Origin of the sequence: Vibrio gangliei, assembly GCF_026001925.1 — a bacterium.
GTDB lineage: Bacteria > Pseudomonadota > Gammaproteobacteria > Enterobacterales > Vibrionaceae > Vibrio > Vibrio gangliei.
Window position 1 is genome coordinate 867,579 of sequence record NZ_AP021869.1, and the last position, 24,748, is coordinate 892,326.

Annotated in this window: 21 protein-coding genes; 8 read left to right on the top strand and 13 right to left on the bottom strand. The window is 41.5% G+C overall.

Annotated features, from left to right (window positions below; all coding sequences use genetic code 11):
- Nucleotides 1-213: 213 nt before the first annotated feature.
- Both Vgang_RS04010 and Vgang_RS04015 read right to left on the bottom strand, forming a co-directional pair.
- Nucleotides 214-723, bottom strand: coding sequence for a regulatory protein ToxS (locus Vgang_RS04010; RefSeq protein ID WP_105902488.1), 510 nt, complete (start codon nt 721-723; stop codon nt 214-216).
- Between the two features lie 10 nt (nt 724-733).
- Nucleotides 734-1,585 carry a winged helix-turn-helix domain-containing protein gene (locus Vgang_RS04015; protein ID WP_105902487.1) on the bottom strand — a complete coding sequence of 284 codons (852 nt, stop codon included), beginning with the start codon at nt 1,583-1,585 and terminating at the stop codon, nt 734-736.
- A 222-nt stretch (nt 1,586-1,807) separates the two neighbouring features.
- Between Vgang_RS04015 and htpG the strand changes: the two genes are divergently transcribed.
- The 3 genes from htpG (at nt 1,808) to hemH (ending at nt 5,695) form a co-directional block, all read left to right on the top strand.
- Nucleotides 1,808-3,733, top strand: a complete 1,926-nt coding sequence (gene htpG, locus Vgang_RS04020) for a molecular chaperone HtpG (protein ID WP_105902486.1) — start codon at nt 1,808-1,810, stop codon at nt 3,731-3,733.
- Between the two features lie 168 nt (nt 3,734-3,901).
- The gene (gene adk, locus Vgang_RS04025; RefSeq protein WP_105902485.1) at nt 3,902-4,549 is read left to right on the top strand and encodes an adenylate kinase; all 648 of its coding nucleotides are present in this window, start codon (nt 3,902-3,904) and stop codon (nt 4,547-4,549) included.
- Nucleotides 4,550-4,711: 162 nt separating this feature from the next.
- A complete protein-coding gene (gene hemH, locus Vgang_RS04030; RefSeq protein ID WP_105902484.1) occupies nt 4,712-5,695 on the top strand; it encodes a ferrochelatase in 984 nt (327 codons plus the stop codon).
- A 94-nt stretch (nt 5,696-5,789) separates the two neighbouring features.
- On the opposite strand, the gene Vgang_RS04035 is transcribed toward hemH, so the two are convergent.
- Complete coding sequence (locus tag Vgang_RS04035) at nt 5,790-7,289, bottom strand: peptide MFS transporter (RefSeq protein WP_105902483.1); 1,500 nt, start codon at nt 7,287-7,289, stop codon at nt 5,790-5,792.
- Nucleotides 7,290-7,666: 377 nt separating this feature from the next.
- Between Vgang_RS04035 and rfaH the strand changes: the two genes are divergently transcribed.
- Entirely contained in the window at nt 7,667-8,152 is a 486-nt protein-coding gene (rfaH, locus tag Vgang_RS04040) for a transcription/translation regulatory transformer protein RfaH (RefSeq protein ID WP_105902482.1), read from the top strand.
- Between the two features lie 103 nt (nt 8,153-8,255).
- Here rfaH and asnB read toward each other — a convergent pair whose 3' ends face one another.
- From asnB to nagB, 5 genes are all read right to left on the bottom strand, one after another.
- Entirely contained in the window at nt 8,256-9,920 is a 1,665-nt protein-coding gene (gene asnB / locus Vgang_RS04045; RefSeq protein WP_105902481.1) for an asparagine synthase B, read from the bottom strand.
- A 256-nt stretch (nt 9,921-10,176) separates the two neighbouring features.
- Nucleotides 10,177-11,805, bottom strand: coding sequence for a cation:proton antiporter family protein (locus Vgang_RS04050; RefSeq protein ID WP_105902480.1), 1,629 nt, complete (start codon nt 11,803-11,805; stop codon nt 10,177-10,179).
- Between the two features lie 99 nt (nt 11,806-11,904).
- Nucleotides 11,905-13,119 (bottom strand): DNA-binding transcriptional regulator NagC, encoded by a 1,215-nt coding sequence (gene nagC, locus Vgang_RS04055; RefSeq protein ID WP_105902479.1) that lies wholly within the window; start codon nt 13,117-13,119, stop codon nt 11,905-11,907.
- 1 nt (nt 13,120) lies between these two features.
- Complete coding sequence (gene nagA / locus Vgang_RS04060) at nt 13,121-14,257, bottom strand: N-acetylglucosamine-6-phosphate deacetylase (protein ID WP_105902478.1); 1,137 nt, start codon at nt 14,255-14,257, stop codon at nt 13,121-13,123.
- 12 nt (nt 14,258-14,269) lie between these two features.
- Nucleotides 14,270-15,073, bottom strand: a complete 804-nt coding sequence (gene nagB, locus Vgang_RS04065; protein WP_105902477.1) for a glucosamine-6-phosphate deaminase — start codon at nt 15,071-15,073, stop codon at nt 14,270-14,272.
- A gap of 272 nt (nt 15,074-15,345) precedes the next feature.
- On the opposite strand from nagB, the gene nagE reads away from it, so the two are divergent.
- Both nagE and glnS read left to right on the top strand, forming a co-directional pair.
- Entirely contained in the window at nt 15,346-16,902 is a 1,557-nt protein-coding gene (gene nagE, locus Vgang_RS04070) for an N-acetylglucosamine-specific PTS transporter subunit IIBC (protein ID WP_105902476.1), read from the top strand.
- 185 nt (nt 16,903-17,087) lie between these two features.
- The gene (gene glnS / locus Vgang_RS04075; RefSeq protein ID WP_105902475.1) at nt 17,088-18,755 is read left to right on the top strand and encodes a glutamine--tRNA ligase; all 1,668 of its coding nucleotides are present in this window, start codon (nt 17,088-17,090) and stop codon (nt 18,753-18,755) included.
- Between the two features lie 153 nt (nt 18,756-18,908).
- Here glnS and fcrX read toward each other — a convergent pair whose 3' ends face one another.
- The 4 genes from fcrX to Vgang_RS04095 form a co-directional block, all read right to left on the bottom strand.
- The gene (gene fcrX, locus Vgang_RS04080) at nt 18,909-19,355 is read right to left on the bottom strand and encodes a ferric iron uptake transcriptional regulator FcrX (protein ID WP_105902474.1); all 447 of its coding nucleotides are present in this window, start codon (nt 19,353-19,355) and stop codon (nt 18,909-18,911) included.
- Between the two features lie 204 nt (nt 19,356-19,559).
- Nucleotides 19,560-20,087, bottom strand: a complete 528-nt coding sequence (gene fldA / locus Vgang_RS04085) for a flavodoxin FldA (protein WP_105902473.1) — start codon at nt 20,085-20,087, stop codon at nt 19,560-19,562.
- A gap of 93 nt (nt 20,088-20,180) precedes the next feature.
- Nucleotides 20,181-20,402: a DUF2788 domain-containing protein gene (locus tag Vgang_RS04090; protein WP_105902472.1), complete on the bottom strand. Its 222-nt coding sequence runs from the start codon at nt 20,400-20,402 to the stop codon at nt 20,181-20,183.
- A 96-nt stretch (nt 20,403-20,498) separates the two neighbouring features.
- Nucleotides 20,499-21,272 (bottom strand): alpha/beta fold hydrolase, encoded by a 774-nt coding sequence (locus Vgang_RS04095; RefSeq protein ID WP_105902471.1) that lies wholly within the window; start codon nt 21,270-21,272, stop codon nt 20,499-20,501.
- A 317-nt stretch (nt 21,273-21,589) separates the two neighbouring features.
- Here Vgang_RS04095 and seqA point away from each other — a divergent pair, with 317 nt between their 5' ends.
- Together seqA and pgm are read left to right on the top strand one after the other, a co-directional pair.
- A complete protein-coding gene (gene seqA / locus Vgang_RS04100) occupies nt 21,590-22,126 on the top strand; it encodes a replication initiation negative regulator SeqA (protein ID WP_105902470.1) in 537 nt (178 codons plus the stop codon).
- Nucleotides 22,127-22,224: 98 nt separating this feature from the next.
- Nucleotides 22,225-23,856, top strand: a complete 1,632-nt coding sequence (gene pgm / locus Vgang_RS04105; RefSeq protein WP_105902469.1) for a phosphoglucomutase (alpha-D-glucose-1,6-bisphosphate-dependent) — start codon at nt 22,225-22,227, stop codon at nt 23,854-23,856.
- A gap of 96 nt (nt 23,857-23,952) precedes the next feature.
- On the opposite strand, the gene Vgang_RS04110 is transcribed toward pgm, so the two are convergent.
- Nucleotides 23,953-24,747: a DUF1853 family protein gene (locus Vgang_RS04110; protein WP_105902468.1), complete on the bottom strand. Its 795-nt coding sequence runs from the start codon at nt 24,745-24,747 to the stop codon at nt 23,953-23,955.
- Nucleotide 24,748: the final 1 nt, after the last annotated feature.

A 24,748-nucleotide genomic window follows, 5' to 3' on the forward strand; every position in this document is an offset into this window, starting at 1 on the left:
CGGCTAAAAGCATTTTATACCTTAGTTTGTAATAAGACAGGTTAAGTCTCATTTACTTAGAATAACTAGGCTACAATCGACTTGCCTCGCCTAAAATGCTTTTACCTCGAACAAAATTTAACCACGAAAGGTCAACAGACCCTAGGTAGTAAAAATTTATAAAAACGAAAAGGGAGCGAACCCTTTTCGTTTTTGGGAGTTATTCAAGCTATATCACTGAAGCGAGACTAACAAAGTCGAACCGTGGCCAAGTGTAGTCAGTAACAATGTGTTGTCATCCACAACATCGACTTTTCTGCTTTGCTGAGAGCTAATTTTAAATAGTTTTTTCAGCTCATCTACTTGCTGTGGCGATATTTGCGTGACCGGTTTTGTTGAAATGTCCTTAAACTCATCAGGGTCGACAATTAAGTAGTGGTCACTCAGGTCCCAACGGCCAGACTCTGAAATAGTAATTTCAACTGGGCTTTCTACGTTCGCACTAGAAAAAATCAATGTTGAATTCTTTAGGTAAGTTTGGTTCGGCAAGTACTTCACCGTAGAAGTAATGACCGCCTTATCTAAAGATGCCACCTTTTGATCCCAAAAATTCATGTAAGCCACTGTGCTGGAATGCCATTCATTGGCGAGCAAAGTTTGCTTTAACTTTCCATCACCCGTCCAATACAGCCATGACCCCAGTAAAGCGGCAATAAGGACGACAAAAGAAATGTTTTTTTTCATAATGCCTCCTTTATTGGCAAAGTGATTTGTAGTTTGTTTGGTTAACGAACAACACAATGGTTTTGTTTTGGTCAGTGTATGTTTCATCGTGAATAAAATTTAACGCGATATTTTCGTTACCACCACCTGTGGTGATCACTTTTAATAGTGGGGTTTTCACATGAGATTGATAGCTTTGTGTACATTGCTGAATGATGGGTAACCAGTCACCGACTTCTGTTTGGTTAGAAAGTAAGAGCAATGGGGTTTTATCAGCCAGAGCAATACGGGTAAAGTCACCAGATTTCGGGGCTTGAGCAAACCACGCGAGCGCCGGAACCAAAATAATGACAACCCAAATCAGTTTCAGCCAAAGCGGAATCTTTTCTTTCTCAACCGTTTGAGAGTTGGTTGATGCTGGAGTTGTTGTCGGAGAAATAGATGACGTTGTGGACTCTTGGCTTAACGTAGTATTTTTCTCCTCTAAGGGCGCTTGTTCTGCTGTGTCATTGACTGACTCCTCTTGAATTTTGGGCGGGGTAGCCAGTTCAATTTCAGCGATGAGCTGATAGCCTCGCTTTGGAACGGTTTTGACAAATTGAGGAGATTTGGTGGAATCTTGCAACATCTTCCTTAATGTCGATATTGCTTGAGTGAGGCTTGAGTCGTCGACCTGAAATCCTTGGTCTCGCCATACATACTCATGCAGTTGATCTCGGCTCACCACCTGATTTGAGTTTTCAATCAAGATCAAAAGTATGCGGCTTTCATTACTTCCTAAACGTACGACATTACTGTCATCATTGAGATCCGTAAGCGTATTGCTATAAGGATCAAAGATGAACTTTTGGGCAAGAATATATTTAGTGCCTATGTTAGTCATTTAGGTTTTCTCAGTAGCAAAAAGAGTGAGGTTATGCTTCCGGCAGGTTAAAAAACCAACGGAATTTAGATTTTATGATGTTTTTCCCGTTCATCATAATCAAAATTGATAAGAAAAACACGGTTTTGATGATTTTTTACCTTGAATTTATATTCATTCGCCCAAATTTGAGAGATACGATTTTGATAAACCCCATTACGGACAACACAAAGTGGAGTTCTCATGAGCGATACAATGACAAACAATAAAGAAACACGTGGATTTCAATCAGAAGTAAAGCAGTTGCTGCACTTAATGATTCACTCTTTATATTCCAATAAAGAAATATTTTTACGTGAGCTAATTTCAAATGCGTCGGATGCCGCCGATAAATTGCGTTTCCAAGCCTTATCTAACCCAGATTTGTATCAAGGTGATGCTGATCTTGGCGTGAAACTTTCTTTCAATACCGAAACCAATACATTAACCATTTCAGATAATGGTATCGGTATGTCTCGTGATGATGTAATCGAGCACTTAGGGACTATTGCTAAGTCGGGCACTGCTGAGTTTTTCTCAAAGTTAAGCGAAGATCAAAGCAAAGACTCGCAACTTATTGGCCAATTCGGTGTAGGTTTTTATTCAGCGTTTATCGTTGCTGATGCAGTGACTGTACGTACGCGTGCGGCTGGCTTACCGGCTGACCAAGCGGTTCAATGGCATTCGGCAGGTGAAGGCGATTACACCATTGAAGATATCACTAAAGAAACACGTGGTACCGACATCATTTTACATATGCGTGATGAAGGTAAAGAGTTCTTATCGGAATACCGTCTACGAGATGTAATTGGTAAATATTCTGAACACATCGGCATTCCTGTTTCTATTTGGGTAGAAAAAGAGGTAGAAACAGGTGAAGAAAATGAAGACGGCACAAAAGTCACCAAAAAAGAAGCCGCTTGGGAGCAAGTAAACAAAGCTCAAGCATTATGGACCCGCGCAAAATCTGACGTGACGGATGAAGAATACATCGAGTTCTATAAACATGTTTCTCACGATTTTGCCGATCCATTAACTTGGAGTCACAACAAGGTTGAAGGTAAAAATGATTACACGAGCTTGTTGTATATTCCATCAAAAGCCCCATGGGATATGATGAATCGTGACCATCAAGCAGGCTTGAAGTTGTATGTTCAACGTGTGTTCATTATGGATGATGCAGAACAATTCATGCCTTCTTACCTACGCTTTGTAAAAGGTTTGATTGATTCTAATGATCTACCACTGAACGTATCACGAGAAATTCTTCAAGATAACAAGATCACTCAATCGCTTCGCAATGCTTGTACTAAGCGTGTTTTGGGTATGCTTGAGAAACTATCTAACCGTGATGAAGAAAAATACCAAGCATTCTGGAAAGAGTTTGGCTTGGTACTTAAAGAAGGCCCAGCAGAAGATTTCTCTAACAAAGAAAAGATTGCAGGACTCATGCGTTTTGCTTCTACCCATGTTGATCAATCAGAGCAAACAGTATCGTTAGCCTCTTATGTTGAACGCATGAAAGAAGGTCAAGATAAGATCTATTACCTAACGGCTGATAGCTATGCCGCGGCGAAAAATAGCCCGCATTTAGAGCAGTTTAAGTCGAAAGGGCTAGAAGTTGTCTTGATGTATGACCGTATCGACGAATGGTTAATGAACTATCTGACAGAGTTCGATGGTAAGCAATTCCAATCGATCACTAAGGCGGGCTTAGATTTATCTAAATTCGAAGATGAAGCGGAAAAAGAGCAGCAAAAAGAAACGGAAGAGCAATTTAAGTCGGTCGTTGAGCGCACAAAAACCTATTTAGGTGATCGCGTGAAAGAGGTTCGCACTACCTTTAAATTAGCGAATACACCAGCTGTCGTGGTGACCGATGATTATGAAATCGGTACTCAAATGGCAAGACTTCTTGCGGCAGCGGGTCAAGATGTACCGGAAGTGAAGTACATTTTTGAAATTAACCCAAATCATGCCCTTGTTAAGCGCATGGCAGATGAATCAGATGAAGAAGCCTTTGGCCGTTGGGTTGAGGTGCTTCTTGGTCAAGCTATGCTCGCCGAACGTGGTGCAATGGAAGATCCAAGTCACTTTGTCGGTGCAATCAACGCACTTCTCACTAAGTAAAATGAAATTAGGCCGGAGTTTATGGTAAAATTCCGGCCTAAGTTTTCAAATTTGTCGTTAATCTTTTTTATAACAAAGATATACTGACGTAATCCTTATACCGAAACTTACCGTGGCTTTGCGTTACAGTGAGCTTCGGTATAAAAATATCAAAAAAGAGGAATAATCATGCGCATCATTCTTTTAGGTGCCCCGGGTGCAGGTAAAGGTACTCAAGCTCAATTCATCATGGAAAAGTTTGGTATTCCACAAATCTCAACCGGTGATATGTTACGCGCTGCTATCAAAGCAGGCACTGAGATGGGCAAACAAGCGAAAGCCGTTATCGATGCAGGTCAGTTAGTGTCTGACGACATCATTCTTGGTTTAATAAAAGAACGCATTGCACAAGATGATTGTGAAAAAGGCTTCTTACTTGACGGTTTCCCTCGCACCATTCCTCAAGCTGACGGTTTAAAAGCTTTAGGTGTGGACGTTGATTACGTGATTGAATTTGATGTGGCGGACAGTGTTATCGTTGAGCGCATGGCAGGTCGTCGTGCTCACCTTGCATCTGGACGTACGTACCACGTGGTTTATAACCCACCTAAAGTGGAAGGTAAAGACGACGTAACAGGTGAAGATCTGGTTGTTCGTGATGACGATAAAGAAGAAACCGTTCGTGCGCGTCTAGGCGTTTACCACGAGCAAACTGCACCATTAATCGCTTACTACACTAAAGAAGCGGAAGCGGGTAACACCACTTATTTGAAATTTGATGGTACGAAACCAGTTTCAGAAGTCAGTGCTGACATCGAGAAAGCACTAGCAAAATAATTGAATCGTTAACGTATTTTAGCTATTGATTTGATAGGTAAAACACTCGATGATGATGTAAATTATTTGATATATTAAGCGACCTCAGTGTCGCTTTTTTTATCGATTTTTTAGCGGTAAATCAGCGGCAAAGTTACCGATATCCATGAATAAGGAGTAGGGATGAATACAGCCACAGCAACCAAAAAAGGGGTTCTTCTAGTTAACCTTGGTACGCCAGAAAGTGCAACCGCACAAGGTGTGAAGGATTTTCTCAAACCTTTTTTAAGTGATAAACGTGTTGTGAGTATCCCTCGCATTGTATGGTGGCCATTACTTAACGGTATTATTTTGCCATTACGTTCTCCGAAAGTAGCCAAGGTCTATCAACAAGTCTGGATGGATGAAGGCTCACCTCTGATGGTTTACTCACGCCGTCAGGTCATGAAATTACAAGCTCAACTAAATATACCCGTTGCACTTGGTATGACTTATGGTCGCCCAAGCATTGACAGTGGTTTAGAACAATTGATTGAGCAAGGCTGTGATGATATTACCGTTTTGCCTCTGTATCCCCAGTACTCTAGTACCACGACTGCAGCGGTTTCGGATGCGTTATCGCGAAGCTTGCAAAAGCGGGTTGCACTGCCGAGTTATCATCTCATTCGTGACTATCATGCCCATCCTTTGTATATCAAAGCTTTGGCTGAGAAGGTGAAAGACTATTGGCAGCAGCATGGTCAAGGCGATTATTTACTCTGTTCTTACCATGGCATTCCGCAACGTCTCGCGGATCAAGGTGATGTCTATCCGCAACATTGTGAAATGACCACGCAATTATTAGCGCAAGAATTAGGCTTAGAGTCAGAAAAAATTGGAATGAGCTATCAATCGCGCTTTGGTAAAGAAGAATGGCTCAAACCGTATACTAATGAGACATTAGAAAAATTGGCGGCTAAACGCTATGCAAAGTTGGATGTGATTTCACCCGCTTTCTCATGTGATTGTATAGAGACACTAGAAGAAATTGCTATAGAAGGAAAAGAAACTTACCAGCAAGCTGGTGGGCAAGAATATCGCTATATTGAGTGCTTAAATGATTCGGATAAGCATGTTGAGATGATAGCTTCCTTAGTCCTAGGGCAATCAACAACACTGACTGAATAATTCCCAGCTTAATTCTTTCTCATAAAAAATACCGCGCTTAATTAAAGCGCGGTATTTTTATTGGTTTTGTCTATCGCTAAAGAGCTTTTAGCGTTTATTTGATACCTTGATGTTGCTTATCTAAACGGCGCATGAGAGGCAATACCGCTAGTGCAATGAAGGTACAAACCACCGCAGCCATCCCTAGTTTGTTAAATAGGCTGGTATAGATCGGAAGTGTTTCTAGTGGGTCGGTCATACCTTTTGGAATACTGGCAAAGTTTGCAACCACACCACCTAGGTATTGAGATATACCTGATGCCACAAAGTAAGCACCCATCATGAAACCACCCATACGCTCAGGTGCGTAACGTGCGATCATCGCTAAGCCTAGACCACTTACTAGTAGTTCACCAAGTGAGTATGCACCATAGCCAGCAATCATGACCCAAGAGGTCGTTTTACCATTGACCGCAAAGTTACCTGCGAACCCGTAAACAAAGAAACCAATCGCGACAACTGCAAAACCAAGTGCGAATTTAGCGGCAATGGAAAGGTCTTTATTTTTAGAGCCAGCTTTTGAATAAATTAATGCAAGAACAGGGCTAAGCAGCATGATCCAAATTGGGTTTAATGCCTGGAATTGAGCTGGAGACCAAGTCAATAGGTGTGTACCGAAAACGGTGAAGTTTAAGTCAACGTTACGAAGGGCAAACAATGCCAAAGAGGTCGACATTTGTTGATAGAAAATAAAGAAGAATACAGTTTGAATAATCAATACTAAGGCAGCGATAAGGCCGGCACGCTCGTGCTGTTCACTGTTGCGGATTAAATAAGCAAAGATACCTAAAACAACGATACCAGCAACATAAACGAAGATACGAGCAAGTTCTTGGTATTCAAGAATAAGAGCTGAAACCCCAACTGCAATCACTGAGCCGATCAATACTAAGGTAAGTTTACCGGTATCAACTGGGCGAGTATCGGGTTCTGAACCATAATCTTTTAGTGTATTGCGCATAACAAAGTAGTTTGCAAGACCAACCAGTAGACCAACACAACATACAGCGAAAGCGGCGTGCCAACCAAATTGGTTTTGGTATTGTTCATTCACATAATCTTTTACCCATGGAGTCAATAGCATAGAGATGGTTGAGCCCACGTTTACAGCCATGTAGTAAATGGTAAAAGCGCTGTCGATTTTAGAATCATCGCCTTCGTAAATTTTACGAACCAAGTTGCCTGCATTTGGCTTAAACATACCATTACCGACAACAATAACGCCTAGAGCGGTGAATAATACCCAAGTATTTTCAGACGGCAGCGTCATTAGTGCGTAACCAACGGAGAGGATGAAAGCACCCATTACCATGGTACGTTTGGTACCTAAAACTTTATCACCAATCCAACCACCAATAGCGGGTGACACATAGATCAGTGCAGCACAAGCACCCCAAACTAAGTTAGCGCGAGAATCTTCAAAACCTAGGCGTTGAATCATGAAGTAAACGATCAGTGCTTGCATACCGTAGTAGCCAAATCGTTCCCATAACTCAATCAAAGAAACGGTCATAAATGACTTAGTCTTTGATACGGTGACTTGTTGTGTTGTCATGTGATTTTCCATTTAAGTGCTGGTTTGTATTAAGGAATATTCCTTAGTTGAACCATATAATGTTTTGTTTGTGTTATATAAATAGCTTTTTATTGTTGTATGGTCTCTTTGCATTATGCATAAGTTTTTATAATGATAGAGATCACAGAATCTAATGCTGGCAATATATATACAGCTCATAAATGGAAACTACAATGATCTGAGCACATTCTTTTTTACATTTTCTTACTATCTGGTTGTTTTTTGCACTTTGTTGATATGGTTAGGCACTGATAGGTTTTTTTGTATACAATTTGGAGTCCTTAATTAGGCTACAGCTAGTGTGAATCATGAAAGCATCCTGTTAGGATAGATGAAATTTTTTAGGGTAGAAAAAGATGAAGAGTTGGTATTTACTGTATTGCAAACGAGGTGAGCAGAAGAGAGCGAAACAGCATCTGGAAAACCAACAGGTAGAATGTTATTACCCTGAGATTGAAATTGAAAAAATTTTACGAGGTAAACGGCAAAGAGTTGTTGAGCCACTTTTCCCTTCTTATATGTTTGTGGCGTTAGACCACGATAATGGTCCAACATTCACCACCATCCGCTCTACTCGTGGTGTTATGGATTTTGTACGTTTTGGTGGTTTGCCTTATAAAGTCCCTAAAGGTGTGATTGAGCGCTTACAAAATTTCAAACCGGATGAAGAAGGCACCACATTACCTAAGCAGGGTCAGACCGTACAAATTACGTCAGGACAATTTGCCGGTTTTGATGCCGTTTATCATGAGTCAGATGGTGAAAAACGCTCAATACTTCTGATCACTCTTATCAATAAGCAAGTGAAGATCAAAGTGGATAATACCCAAGTAGATTGGTAGCCAAGTAAGCCGTTTTCGAAACCAGCTAATACAACAAAGCCTATTCATATTGAATAGGCTTTGTACTTTTGGTTTATAGTGTCAGCTTAGTGGAAAGCTAAACTTAGTAAGCCGCGTTATGGACCGCTTTGACTGCACGACCTGAAGGATCGGCATTGTTCTTAAATGATTCGTCCCATTCAATCGCTTTAGCAGAGGAACAAGCTACTGATGGCCCACCTGGAACACATTGAGCGGCGGATTCTAGTGGGAACAGTTCAGCAAAAATCTCACGGTAAACATAGCCTTCTTTTGTTGTCGGCGTGTTGTATGGGAATTTAAATGCCGCGGTTTCTAATTGCTGGTCAGTCACTTTCTCTTCAGCTTGCGCTTTAAGTGAATCGATCCAGTTATAGCCTACACCGTCAGAAAACTGTTCTTTTTGACGCCATGCAATGGACTCTGGCAAGTAATGTTCAAAACATTCACGTAAAATGTGTTTCTCAATTTTGCCGTTACCACACATTTTATCTTGTGGGTTTAGGCGCATCGCGACATCGATAAATTCTTTGTCCAAGAACGGAACACGACCTTCTACGCCCCACGCGGCAAGAGACTTGTTAGCACGAGCACAGTCAAACATGTTCAGTGCAAGGAGTTTACGAACCGTCTCTTCATGGAATTCTTTCGCGTTTGGTGCTTTATGGAAGTACAAGTAGCCGCCAAAGATTTCATCAGCACCTTCACCTGAAAGTACCATTTTGATGCCCATCGCTTTGATTTTACGAGCCATCAAGAACATTGGAGTGGAAGCTCGAATCGTGGTCACATCGTAAGTTTCAATGTGATAAATGACATCACGAATCGCATCAAGACCTTCTTGAACAGTGTAAGTCATTTCGTGGTGTACAGTACCTAATTTATCAGCCACTTCACGTGCCGCTTTTAGATCTGGCGCACCTTCAAGGCCAATGGCAAATGAGTGTAACTGAGGCCACCATGCTTGAGATTGCTCGTCATCTTCAATGCGCATCGCAGCAAAGCGTTTGGCTACTGCTGAAGTAATCGAAGAATCTAGTCCGCCAGAAAGTAATACGCCATAAGGTACGTCTGTCATTAACTGGCGTTTTACTGCGTCTTCTAAGGCTTGAGTTAAGTCTTCTTTGCTAGTGCTGTTACCTTGAACAGCAGCATATTCCATCCAATCACGTTGGTAGTAGCGAACCGGTTCTGCATCATCGGAACCGTAGTAGCAACCAGGAGGGAATTCACTGATCGTTTTACAAACCGGCACCAAGGCTTTCATTTCTGACGCGACGTAATAGTTACCATGCTCATCATAACCTTGGTATAGCGGGATAATACCAATATGGTCACGACCAACTAGGTATTTGTCTTTTTCTTCATCATAAAGAACGAAAGCAAAAATACCGTTTAACTCTTCAAGCAAATCTTCACCAAGCTCTTGGTAAAGGGCAAGGATAACTTCACAGTCAGAATCGGTTTGGAAGTTGAATTTGTCAGCATAGCGAGCACGGATTTCTTTATGGTTATAAATTTCACCATTCACTGCGAGGATGTGTTTTTTGTCTTCGCTGTATAGCGGTTGTGCACCACTATTTAAGCCAACGATGGACAAGCGCTCATGAGCAAGAATTGCATTATCAGAAGCATAAATACCTGACCAGTCAGGACCACGGTGACGAAGTTTTTTTGACATTTCTAATGCGAGAGGGCGAAGTGGCGCCGGATCTGATTTAATGTCTAAAATACCAAAAATTGAACACATACTCTTATCCTTAAAAAATCCGTTTTCGTTTTTATCTGTTAGGTTCAATTTGCCATTATCAATAAAAAAAGCAACCGTTCATTATTAAAAAAATGACAAAAGCTCATAACGATTAAAAATAATTCACCAAAATGTGGTTTTTGATGAATTTTTTATTGTTTGAGCTGTTTTTTGCTCGATTTTCATTTTCTTTAGCGTAACAAATTGTCTATTAAGAAATATAGAGTCCTCTATTACGCAAAAAAGAAAGGGCTAGCTAGGATTCAGTCAGATCCTTGGATTTATCCCAGTCACCTATTTGCATCACTTTAAATTGTGGATTTAATTTGTCACAGACGTGGCGAGCAAAACCAGCACCGGCTTCGTTGTAAATATTAAAAGCAGCGTCGACACCCGATTCGATCATCTCTGTTACTTGGTCTGGATACTCTGCAATCGCAGCGATTTGACCTTGGTAATCTCGCGCTCTTAATTGCTCTAAGGCGAACTGATTACCCTTATGGTGCGGCATGGCCAAAAGCACTAATTTAACGTTGGCGATATCTAATATACGCTCCCAAAAATCTGAGTCGGTCGCATCACCGTGAATCACATTACGTCCACTGCTTCTATGAGTGCCAACGACATCGGCGCGAGTTTCAATACCTAGACTGATTTTGCCGTAGCGGGTACGTATTTCGTCATAAGCCCCCGTACCAATTCGTCCCATGCCTAAAATTAAGACTTGAGCGTTTCCTGGGTTGATGCGCTTATCTTTTAAATGCAGTTGTTCATCTGCTTGTTCACGTAACCAATTCGACGTATAGCGGTAAATTTTATTGCTCATGTTGTTTATCGGTGCGGCAATAATAAATGACAATGAGACTGCGATGGCAATCGCTACCATCATTTCACCAGGTAACCAGCCCATTTTAAAAGCGATGCCAGATACAATTAGGCCAAACTCGCTGTAGTTCAACAAGGTGAGTGAAGCCAGCAAAGACGTTCGCACACGGAATTTAAATAGGTTAATGACGATAAAGTACAATACACCTTTAATCGGAAGCAGCAGCATTAACAACAACGCTAAAATGAAACCGTCAACCGTTGGGGTGTTAGATAAACCAATGCTGAGGAAGAAGCAGACTAAGAATAGCTCTTTGATATTAAACAGTGACTTAGATAACTCAGACGCTTTGTAGTGACCCGCTAGTAGCATACCAACGACCAATGCACCTAAATCTGCCTTCATCCCAACCAGCTTAAAGATACCCGCACCCACGACGAGCGCCATGAAAAACCCGTATGACACCAGCATTTCGCCATGTCCACATTTATCTAATACTTTATAGAAGAGGGGGCGGATAAAAGGCAGTGCGAATAATGCTATCGCATACCATTCTGGGATTTTTCCTGTTGAAATGGTGAGAAATAACACTGCGAAAATATCTTGCATGACCAGAATGCCAATCGAAATCATGGCAAAAGTCGAGTTCATGTTGCCTTTTTCTTCCAGGCTCTTGATGGCAAAAACCGTGCTTGAGAAGGATAAAACAAAGGCCAACAGTAATAACTGAGAATGATCAATGTTGGCAAATAGAGTGATGCCAAGAAATTTAAACGCAAGTAGTGCTAATGCAAAAAAGAGTGTGGAGAGAATATTATGCAACGTAGCACTGGCCCAAATTTCTTTCGCCATTAACGTTTTTATATCGAGTTTCAGACCAATACTAAACAGCAGTAAGATAACGCCTACATCCGATAATCCTGAGATCAATTCTGTGGTTTGAAAGCCAGCGTATTGCAGACCAAAACCTGCGACAAGAAAACCGACTAAAGGTGGAAGTTTCAGGTTGAGAGCGATAAATCCGGACAGAAAGGCCGCAATAATAAACAAAATATCCATTAAATCTATATTCCTAAAAACAAAAACGGGCATATCGGAGGATATACCCGTATAAATTATATACTTATTTCAATTGGAGCCGAAGTGTTAAATTCCTTTCTATTCTTCCAGTAGTTTCTGCAGCAAAACCCCATTGAGCATTGCACGTTTTATCATGGCAAACGCACCGATAGTCGGTTGCAAGTATAGTTGAGACTCAACAATAGGTAAGTTCTTATGGAATGTGGTCAGTGAGTGATTTTCAATATTACGTTGAATTGCTTGGAAAATGATGTCTTTTGATTTCACTAATTCCCCTGCAATAATGATTTTTTGCGGGTTGAATAAGTTGACTGTCATGGCAATTGCTTTACCAAGGTAGTGACCAACACGGGTAAGTGCCTGTACGGCAAGTTCATCACCTTGGTTGGCATGGTCGCAAATGTTAGCCATAGTTAATGTGTCTAACTTAGCCAAACTTGACGGATAGCCTTGCTCTAAACGTGACTCAACATGTGCAATAATAGCGGGGTTAGATGCAATCGTCTCTAAACACCCGAAATTACCACATTGGCAGCGATCACCAAGCGGTTCTATTTGAATATGACCAATTTCACCAACGTTACGGTTAGAACCAAGAAAAACTTGCCCGTTCACAATAATACCCGCACCAGTACCGCGATAAACACTGACTAAAATGGAATCCTGGCTATCTTTACTGGCACCAAAATAATGTTCTGCTAATGCTAGACCTCTGATATCGTTGCCAACAAATGTTTCTACCTCGAAAGTGTCACTTAATAATTTCCCTAAAGAAAGGTTATCAATTTCAGTATTCGGCATGTATTCCACCACGCCGGTTTCAGGGTTAACTAAGCCGGGCAGGGTAACGCCAATGGCGATTAATTGATCAAGGATATCAGTGTTCTGACGAATAAAGGCTTGGGTGTGTAAAACCAGGCCATCAAGCAAATCTTGTTGTTTATCGTATTTGAACGGAGAGTGTTGCTTGGCGAGTTCAAAACCACTTAAGTCATAGATACTGAGCTGAATATAGTCACGGCCAAGACGAATAGCGATTGAGTGGAATGGTGCGGTTTCTGTAGTTAAAGAAATTGCGCGTCGTCCTCCCGTAGAGGCTTGCTGCGCAACTTCTTTGATTAACCCGCGTTCTAAAAGTTGACGCGTAATTTTTGTGACACTGGCGGGAGCTAATTGGCTGACATCGGCAACTTGTATTCGAGAAATAGGGCCTTGTTGGTCTATTAATCGATATACAGCCGCACTATTAAGCTGTTTAACTAAGTCTACATTACCAATTTGTCCGCCATTCATTCTATGTCTGCTCGTATTGTCCGTTAACAACCGTCGCTTTGACTTTGAAGTCACGATCAAACACGGTCAGGTTTGCTACCGTTCCTGGTTTGATCTGGCCAAGTTTATTATCCACTCCAATTGCTCGAGCCGGGTAAAGAGTAGCCATACGAAGTGCTTCGTCTAAAGCGATTCCTACATGTTCAACTGTATTTTGTACTGCTTCAATCATGGTTAAAGCTGAACCACCAAGTGTGCCATTTTCATCTACACACTTTCCATCTCGGTAATATACTTTCTTACCAACAAAAATAAAGTGATCCATGTCAGCGCCTGCTGGAGCTGTGGCATCCGTCACTAATACTAACTTATCGCCTTTTACTTTGTGTGCAATTCGGATGTTTGCATAGTCTACATGGAAACCATCAGCGATGATGCCAGCATAAACTTCTGGTGTGTCATAAATTGCACCAACAACACCTGGTTCACGACCAACCATAGGTGTCATCGCGTTAAAAAGGTGAGTGGCAAATGTGATTCCATTTGCAAAGCTTTCGCGAGCTTCTTTGTACGTGGCATTAGTGTGTCCAATTGAAACCACAATACCCGCATCGCGCAAGTGTCGAATGTGTGACGGTGAGTTTTGTTCAGGAGCCAGCGTCACTTTAGCAATAACATCATGGTTATCGCAAATGGTTTGGATCATTTCATCGTCAGATTTACGAATAAAATCAGGACGATGAATACCTTTCTTCAAAACGTTCAGATAAGGACCTTCTAGGTGCAAACCAAGCGATTGATTTTGATAGCGCTGGTGGTAGTCACGAGCGGCAGCAATCGCATGTTGCATATCTTCGTTTGAAGACGTGATTAAGGTCGGTAAGAAACTGGTACAACCCGACTTTAAGTTGGCGTTATGCATAATTTGCATAGCCTCTGCGGTAATGTCGTCATTAAGCATGACACCACCACAGCCGTTGAGTTGTAAGTCAATAAAGCCAGGGCTTAAGTTAGCCCCTTGAAGATCAATTTTTTCAATCTCGGGGCTCAGTTCTTCTTGCAAAACAACTGATTGAATTTGGTCATTATCAACAACAACCGCGTGCCCTGTAAGTACGTCATGACCGGTATAGATTTTTGCATTAATCAGAGCATACATATGCGTCGTACCTTATTTCAGATTCTTAATGTTTTCAGCTTCAAGCTCTTTAAAGTATTTAACGGTTTTTACTTTAAGTTCTTGAGTTGACGGTTCATCACAGACAATGACAGATTTAGCGTGAAGTTGGAGAGCTGATACCGTCCATAAATGATTTACTGAACCTTCAACCGCCGCTTGAAGTGCCAGCGCTTTGTTGTGGCCAGTGATCAAAATCATCACTTCTTCGGAATCCAGCAATGTGCCTACACCGATAGTTAAAGAGTATTTTGGAACTTGATTAATATCACCACCAAAGAAACGTGAATTTGCAATTCTGGTGTCTTCCGTCAATGTTTTAATACGAGTGCGTGATGATAATGAGGAAGCTGGTTCATTGAAAGCAATATGTCCATCATTGCCCACACCACCCATGAATAAGTTAATGCGGCCGTATGATTTGATTTTATCTTCATAACGTTTGCACTCAGCTTCATGGTCATCAGTATTACCATTGAGTAAGTTAATGTTTTTCTCTTGAATATCAACGTGATTGAAGAAGTTCTCGTACATAAATGAACGATATGATTCAGGGTGATCGGCCGCTAAGCCAACGTATTCATCCATGTTGAAAGTAACAACATGCTTGAAGCTAACTTCACCTTCTTTATGTAGCTTAATTAACTGCTTATAGGTGTTCAGAGGTGTTCCGCCAGTCGGCAATCCAAGAACAAAAGGACGGTCTTCTGTTGGTTTGAACTTGTTGATTTTATTAATAATGTGACGAGCTGACCATAAGCCAACTTCATTTGCGTTTTCTAGTGGAATGAGTCTCACAGTACACCTCTACAGAGCATAAACTTAATTAAGGAACAAAATAGTCATTTCATTATTTTGCATGATAAAATAAGTTTTGAAAACTATCTAGTATAAATAAGATAAATCGTTCACAAGAATTGCGCAAACATGCAAATAACTCTTGATAAAGATCACAAATAACAGGCTTTTAATTTGCGGACTAAAATTAATTACATAGACTGTCGTTGTACTAAATTTTTTCAGAAAAATAAGTTGTGTGCTTTTACCAAATCCTATAGGGGGGAATTACGGTGAATATACTTGGATACGCGCAAAGACTAGGTAAAGCGTTAATGCTACCTATCGCGACATTACCTGTTGCGGCGCTTTTATTACGTTTGGGTCAACCTGACCTGTTAGATATCGCCTTTATGGCGTCGGCTGGTAATGCGATTTTTAGTCAATTACCGTTATTGTTTGGTTTAGGTATTGCAATCGGTCTGTCGAAAGATGGTGCGGGTGCGGCAGGTCTTGCGGGTGCGGTAGCGTACTTTGTTCTGACTGCAACGGCGCAACAAATTAATGCTGATGTGAATATGTCATTCTTCGGCGGTATCTTCGCAGGTATCATTGCGGGTCACTGTTATAACGCTTTCCATGCGACTCGTTTGCCTGAATGGTTGGCTTTCTTCTCTGGTCGTCGTTTAGTGCCAATCATGGCTGGTCTTGTTGCGCTAGTTGCCGGTGCGGTGTTCGGTGTTGTTTGGCCAATGGTTCAACATGGTCTTGATGCGCTTGCTCACGGTATTTCAACCTCTGGTGCGATTGGACAATTTATTTACGGTACATTAAACCGTGCGCTAATTCCTGTTGGCCTTCATCATGTTCTTAACTCTTACTTCTGGTTCGGCATGGGTTCATGTCAAGAAGTGATGGTGACAGCAACGGGTGCATTCTCTAATATCCACCAACTTTGTGTTGACCCAGCGATTGCTAAAACACTCGTTGTTGGTCAAGAGCACACGTTTACTTTCAATAATGCAGTGACTCCTGAAATCACAGCGGTTGTTGATAGTGTGAAAGAAACTATCAAAACTGGTGATTTGAACCGTTACTTCGGTGGTGACAAATCTGCAGGCGTATTCATGAATGGCTTCTTCCCAATCATGATGTTCGGTCTACCTGGTGGCGCATTAGCCATGTACTTAGCAGCGCCTGCTGAGCGTCGTGGTCAAGTTGCTGGTGCTTTATTCTCTGTAGCATTCTGTTCATTCCTAACGGGGATCACAGAGCCGCTAGAGTTCATGTTTATGTTCCTAGCTCCTGGACTATACGCAGTACACGCTGTACTAACTGGCTTGTCTCTTGTTGTGGCTAACATGTTCGGTACACTGCATGGTTTCGGCTTCTCTGCTGGTCTGATTGACTTCGTGTTGAACTGGGGTCTTGCAACTAAGCCTGTTACCTTGCTTATCATTGGTCTATGTTTCGGTGTTGCTTACTTCTTCATCTTTAGCTTCCTAATCCGTGCTTTCAACATGAAAACACCGGGTCGCGAAGAAGAAGAGACAGTCGCGGCTGATAAATCTCAGAAAGGTTCTGGTGCGGTAGCACGTCAATACCTAAAAGCGTTAGGTGGCCATGCGAATGTAACGACTATTGATGCTTGTATTACTCGCCTACGTTTAACTCTGAAAGACCGTTCAATTGTTGATGAAACGGTACTGAAAAAGTTAGGTGCTAAAGGTGTTGTAAAACTGGGTGAAAATAACCTTCAAGTTATCCTTGGCCCATTGGCTGAAATCGTTGCTGGTGAGATGAAAGAAATCCCAGCATCAGATGACTTATCGGATGTGGTATTGCCATAATTAAGTCGATAATTTGATACTAAAGGCTCCCATTGCGGAGCCTTTTTTTATGCTAAATCATCCAACAAGCGGCTTTTTGTACATTTGATAAAGAAAATAGCAGTTCTAAGTTGTGTAAAGGACTAGAATTGTGGATCATTAGCCCTAATTATAAAAAGACTCTTATTTTTACTGAGGTACTATCGATGAGTGAAGCTGAGGCTCGACCATCCAACTTTATCCGCCAAATTATTGACAAGGATCTAGCGGATGGCAAACACACTGGGATTCATACTCGTTTCCCGCCTGAACCGAATGGTTATCTGCATATTGGCCATGCGAAATCTATCTGCTTAAACTTCGGTTTGGCACAAGATTACCAGGGAAAGTGTAACCTTCGCTTTGATGATACTAACCCTGCGAAAGAAGACATCGAGTACGTTGAATCGATTAAAGCTGATGTGAATTGGTTAGGTTTCCAATGGGATGGCGATATTTGCTATTCATCTAATTACTTTGATGCATTATATGGTTATGCGGTTGAGCTCATTGAAAAGGGCTTAGCTTATGTTGACGAATTGTCCCCAGATGAAATTCGTGAATACCGTGGCACACTGAAAGAGCCGGGTAAAAATAGCCCTTATCGCGATCGTAGTGTTGAAGAAAACTTAGCATTATTTGAGAAAATGCGTAATGGTGAGTTCGAAGAGGGTAAAGCCTGTCTTCGTGCCAAGATTGATATGGCATCGTCGTTCATTGTTATGCGTGATCCAGTCCTTTACCGCGTGCGTTTTATTGAGCATCATCAAACGGGTGATAAGTGGTGCATTTATCCAATGTACGACTTCACGCATTGTATTTCTGATGCGCTAGAAGGCATTACTCATTCATTATGTACGCTTGAATTCCAAGATAACCGCCGTCTATATGATTGGGTTTTGGAAAATATCACGATTGATTGTCAGCCGCATCAGTATGAGTTTAGCCGCTTAAACCTTGAATACACAGTGATGTCTAAGCGTAAGTTGAACCAGTTGGTAACTGAAAAGTTAGTAAATGGTTGGGATGATCCACGTATGCCTACCATTTCTGGTTTACGTCGTCGTGGTTTTACTCCGAATTCTATCCGTGAGTTTTGTTCACGTATTGGTGTGACAAAGCAAGACAACATGATTGAGTTCAGCTCTTTAGAAGCCTGTATTCGTGAAGATCTCAATGAAAATGCAGCGCGTGCGATGGCGGTGCTCGATCCGGTTAAAGTAGTGATTGAAAACTTTGATGGGGAAGAGACACTAACGATTGCTAATCATCCAAACAAACCAGAAATGGGCTCACGTGAAGTGCCGTTCACAAAAGAAGTTTGGATCGAAGCAGATGACTTCCGTGAAGAAGCAAACAAAAAATACAAGCGTTTAGTGCTAGGTAAAGAAGTACGTTTGCGTGGTGCTTATGTGATTCAAGCAAACCGCATTGAAAAAGACAGCGATGGCAATGTGACAACTATTTACTGTACTTATGATCCTGAAACATTAGGGAAAAACCCTGCTGATGGACGTAAAGTAAAAGGTGTGATTCATTGGGTATCAGCATCTAAAGGTGTGGAAGCCGATGTGCGTCTATATGATCGCTTGTTTACTGTACCAAACCCAGCGGCTGCGGATGACTTTGCTGCAACCATCAACCCAGATTCACTTATTGTGAAGAAGGCGTATGTAGAGCCTAGTCTTGCTAACGCGGAAGCAGGTGTCGGTTTCCAATTTGAACGTACGGGTTATTTCTGTCTTGATTCAAAAGATTCCACACCAGAACATTTAGTGTTTAACCGTACGGTTGGTCTACGTGATACTTGGGCTAAAATAGACAACCAAGATTAGTCTCGGTTAGCTTGAGTCATTGTTAGCATCCATAGATGAATTATTGGGTTCAATAAGTCGGTATGGATGTTAAGCAAGGTACAGATATAAAAAAACGCACTCAATATCGAGTGCGTTTTTTTAGTTAGGCTCGTGGAGCTAAATCTAAATAGATTATTGAGTTTTGTGCGGATTTTTGTCTGTTTTGCAGTTACCATCAGCACAGCGGCCATACAAGTACAGGCTGTGGTTTGTTAGTTTGACGTTGTATTTCGCTGCAATTTCTTTCTGACGCTCTTCAATTAGGTCATCAGAAAACTCAATCACTTCACCGCAATCTAGGCAAACCAAATGGTCGTGATGGTGTTGGGTTGACAGTTCAAAAACTGACTTTCCACCTTCAAAGTGGTGACGGGTGACGATACCTGCATCATCGAATTGGTTTAAAACACGGTAAACGGTTGCAAGACCAATTTCTTCACCAAGATCGATCAGTTTTTTGTATAGATCCTCTGCACTGATATGTTGGCAGTCTGGTTGTTGCAATACCTCTAAAATCTTTAGACGAGGTAAGGTGACTTTTAGGCCTGCTTCCTTTAGAGCTTGGTTGTTATCTGGCATTGTACTTTCCTGTGAGATTCTGCGTTTTACAGAAGACATGAATTACATCAGTAAATATGACTCGACTTATGATTAACTCAAACGACCAAGTTCACTGCGTTTCATTAAATGTTGTCTAATTGTATATGAAATGACTATAGCATTAGACTAAGGATAACAAAATACCTCACTAAGGAGGTATCTTCATATGTCACAAATTTTTGATTAATCGGCTAATTCTGCCAGACACATTTCATCATAAATTTGTTTTGACCATGTTTTGACGCGTTCTTCTGTCAATTCTGGCTGGCGGTCTTCATCAATACATAAGCCAATGAAGTTGTCGTCATCGACTAAGGCTTTTGACGCTTCAAATTCATAACCTTCTGTTGGCCAGTAACCGATGATGGTTCCTCCTTTGGCTTCTACGATATCACGAATAGTGCCCATCGCATCACAGAAGTATTCTGCGTAATCTTCTTGGTCACCACAGCCGAAAATAGCAACAAGTTTGGTTGAGAAATCGATAGCTTCTAATTCTGGGAAGAAGTCGTCCCAATCACATTGTGATTCACCGTAGTACCAAGTCGGGATACCGAGTAGTAATAGGTCAAAGTTATCAATATCTTCTTTGCTGCTTTTTGCAATGTCTTGCACATGTACCAGTTGCTTGCCGAGTTCTTTTTGAATCATTTTAGCAACGGCTTCAGTGTTACCTGTGTCACTACCAAAGAAGAGTCCTACACTTGCCATAGAAATTTTACCTATTTATCTATTTATTACCGAACTTATCAATATTGACGGTTTCGGTATCAATCTAATTAAACACGACGATGTTAACGCACGTTACCCTAAACCGGTGCCTTCCCAACTGACTTGAATTAAGCCCTTTGCGATAAAACCTGCGCAACCTAAAAATAAAACAAGCCATACAATGCGACGACCAAATACAGGAACATTACCTTGTTTTAAAACATCTTTAATGGCCAAGCCAATCAGCAAAAATAGCGATGCAAAAAACAGATCTAAGCCTAGAGATTCAATGGTATTGATATGTTCGTAAAGCATAGGTTTGTGCGCCATTGTTTTTTTATGGGTGAACTATAGCATCAATCGAGTTGAAAGTTAATGCGAAGTCCGTGTTCAGCTTGTGTTAAATGTGAATTATTTCGACAGAAATCGATGAATAGACCGCAGTACTTCTTGTGGTTTTTCTGCATGCAACCAATGGCCGGTATTGGCAATGATATGTGCTTTGCTGTTTGGAAATTGTTGAATGATTTCAGCTTGATGGCTCGCCATTAAATAATCGGATTCTGCACCTTTTAAAAATAATGTTTCGCCATGATAGGGAGCGATTGACTGCCAATCTTGGATGTTGTGGTAGTTGGCTATGATGTCATCTACGTTGAAAAGCCACTGCATATAGCCATCTTTTGAAACCAACGATTTTGCAAGAAACTGGCGTACACCTTCTATTTCCACATGTTGCGCCAGGCAGGCAAGTGCATCTTTACGCGTGGCTGGCTTTTGTTCTATCACGCTTCTTAGCCCAGCAAACACATTGTCATGCCTTCTTTGAGTGTAAGCAACAGGCGCCATGTCTAATACAATCAGCTGGGAAATTTTATCTGGAGCGATGCCTGCCAGAGACATGGCAGCTTTGCCGCCCATAGAGTGTCCAATCACTACCGTTGAGGAAATATTCAACGCATCTAATAATTGGTTTAAATCTTCAGCCATTGCAGTGTAGTTCATTGTCTCACTGTGAAAAGAAAGACCATGATTACGTAAATCGACACTAATGACTGTGTGATCTTCTACTAGGTCACGAGCGAGTAATCCTAGATTACTTAAGCTGCCGAACAACCCATGTATTAACACAATACATGGGCCATGTCCTTGAATAGTATGATGAAGGAGTGGTTGAGCGTTCATATTAAGCCTATAACTGAATTCAATGATGTCATCATAATACAGTCGTGGTAGAAAAGTAATGAGGGCTTACAGTTGTTCATAATTAAACCGTCATTATAGGTTATTGCAGTAGAGATAGTAGAAATGGCTTATGGATTTGTATACCTAGAATATTTGGAGTGAAAATGGTGTTCGCTGTTTTAATAACCACACAATCTGATATTCAGTGATCAAACCGATCTTTTTTGTGAATAACAAACCGTAATTAACATAGAGAATCTGCTCAGTTATAGGTATAATCTGGCCAGTTTTAAACAGATTGAGATTGTGAAAAGCCAATGAAAACCATTGAAGTAGATGAAGAACTTTACCGTTATATCGCGAGCCAAACCCAGCATATTGGTGAAAGTGCCTCGGATATTTTGCGTCGACTTTTAATCGGTGGGCAGCAAGGATCACAAGAAACCGTTAAAGTTGCACAGCCTGTAGTTGCGGAAACTCCGGCACAACCTGCAAAGCAAGAAAAAGCAGATGGCGTGAAAGTGATGCGTACTTTGCTGATTTCTGATGAGTTTGCAGAAAAAGAGAAAGCCATTGATCGCTTTATGCTGATTTTATCTTCTTTGTACCATATCAATGAGGCTGACTTTGCCGAAGCGGCGAAAGTAAAAGGCCGTACTCGTGTGTATTTTGCGGATAATGAAGAAACCCTATTGGCGAGTGGTAAAACGACCAAACCTCGTTCTATTCCGAATACGCCGTTTTGGGTTATCACCAATAACAACACCAACCGTAAACGCCAAATGGTGCAACAGCTGATGACTCAAATGGGCTTCCAAGCCGAGCTGATTGATAAAGTGTGTAATGCCATCTAACGTATTAAGATAACACTGATTGGATAAGAGCCTCATGATATTGGATAACCATTTATTATGAGGCTTTTTTAATTTTAGATTATTGCAAGGACCATCTTATGCCTATTCATCCACGAGCGGGTACTAAAACCTTACCGGAAGATCTCATTAATATTCCTGCTTTAGTAAGCGATTACTTTTTTATTCAACCGGATGCGACTAACAGTGCCCATAAAGTGCAATTTGGTACTTCTGGTCACCGAGGTTGTTCCAGTAAAGCCACATTTAATGAAAATCATATTCTCGCGATTGCTCAAGCGGTGGTGGACGAACGAACCACGACTGGTTTAACCGGGCCGATGTTTGTAGGTAAAGATACTCACGCATTGTCTGAGCCAGCTTGCCGTTCTGTAGTTGAAGTGTTAGTGGCCAATGGCATTGAAGTGATTGTGCAAGAAAACAATGGCTTCACACCAACACCGGGCATTTCGCATGCCATTTTGACTTATAACAAAACGCATCAGGATAAAGCCGATGGTATCGTGATCACACCTTCGCATAATCCACCTCAAGATGGCGGTATTAAATACAACCCAAGCCATGGTGGTCCCGCGGAAGGTGAGATTACTCAGCGCATTGAAGACAAAGCCAATCAATACATTGCGGCCAATCTTGCTGGCGTAAAACGTACGCAAGATACTTCAGTGGTGAAAACAGTGGATTTAGTCCAACCGTATGTTGATGATCTGGTCAATGTTATTGATATGCAAGCGATTCAAAAAGCGACGTTAAAAATTGGTATCGATCCGCTTGGTGGTGCAGGTATTGAATATTGGCGCCGTATTGCCAAAACTTATCAGCTTGATATGACTTTGGTCAGTGAGACCGTTGATCCTTCATTCCAGTTTATGACTTTAGATAAAGATGGTGTGATCCGTATGGATTGCTCATCGCCATACGCGATGGCAAGTCTATTATCTTTGAAAGATGATTATGATTTGGCTTTTGGTAACGACCCGGATTACGACCGACACGGTATAGTGACACCACAAGGCTTGATGGATCCAAACCACTACCTTGCGGTCTGTATTGATTACTTGTTCCGTCACCGCAATGAATGGAAACCGGACGTACAAGTGGGGAAAACATTGGTATCTAGCGCGATCATTGACCGTGTGGTTGCCGATTTAGGCCGTGAACTGTGTGAAGTGCCGGTTGGCTTTAAGTGGTTTGTTGATGGGTTGTACGAAGGCCGTTTTGGTTTTGGTGGCGAAGAAAGTGCCGGTGCGTCTTTCTTACGTAAAGATGGTACCCCTTGGTCAACGGATAAAGATGGCATTATTTTATGCTTGTTAGCAGCAGAAATTACTGCGGTAACAGGCATGAACCCACAGCAGTACTACGATAAGTTAGCGGCGAGACATGGTGCTTCTGCTTACAATCGTATCCAAGCTGTGGCGAATACTGAACAGAAAAATATATTAAAAAATATGTCGGCAGAAATGGTGAGTGCTGATGAGTTAGCAGGTGAAAAAATCACAGCTCGTTTGACGCACGCGCAAGGCAACGGAGGGGCAATCGGTGGCCTGAAAGTGACCACTGAAAATGGCTGGTTTGCTGCTCGTCCATCTGGCACTGAGGATATTTACAAGATTTATTGTGAGAGTTTTAAAGGTGAAGCGCACCTCAAACAAATTGAGCAGGAAGCACAAGAGATCGTAAATCAAGTATTTGCCAACGCCGGATTATAAAGTCTACCTAACCTGAACTCGGGATAAGGAAGTCTATTAAAACGAAATGAAACGAGAGCCTTAGTGTTCTCGTTTTTTATTGCGCTTTTTATTGTGCTACGTTTTTAGGCAGTGCTTAGGCCAGTGATTGGGCAAGATAAACCAGAAACGCCCATCTTCTGCTTGGCAATGGACAAATTCATCTTCAAGTTCATCTAATAATAGAGAGTCACTTTCTTTTCCTGTTAACCATTGGCCCTTTTTGAGCGCATAGAGTGGCTGTTGAATCTGTGACACTTCATCGAAAAAACACCAATAACCATTAATTTGGCTAGTGTTTATTTCATATTCTAAGCAATGAGTTGGAATGGTTTCATCACGGAAAGGATTAACGTATAAGCGCCCTTGCATTAACAACTTAGGTTCAATGTGCTCAAGGGTAGGATAAAGGTGTTTAAAACATGAGTGCTGTGACATCGTCAGCTGATGATTGAGCATGTGTGACAGTTTTAAATCCAAACGATCTCGGCTGTTCGGTCCGTACCAATACCCGTTAAATAAGATATAAAACTTGATCGCCACTTCCCAATGTTCTGCACTATCAGAGACTTGATTCAATAACACAAAATCAAGCGCACCAATGGTTCTACCTTGATCATTTAACTGAATTTCTTCTGCCAAAATTTGGTAGTGAGGATGGCCAGCAAAAAGCTGATGACATAAGTGCTGATACCAAAAGCCAAGTCGTGAATTACCTGAGTACTCAATCGGAAGCGGTGTAATATCCGGTGAAAATGGATTGTCAGCCAGTCGGTGTTGATTGGGTGTGAATAGCGGTGGGGTAACCGTCATCCAATCACTTATCTTGTTAAATAAATTATCACGCTGCTCAGCAGATATATGGTATTTCATA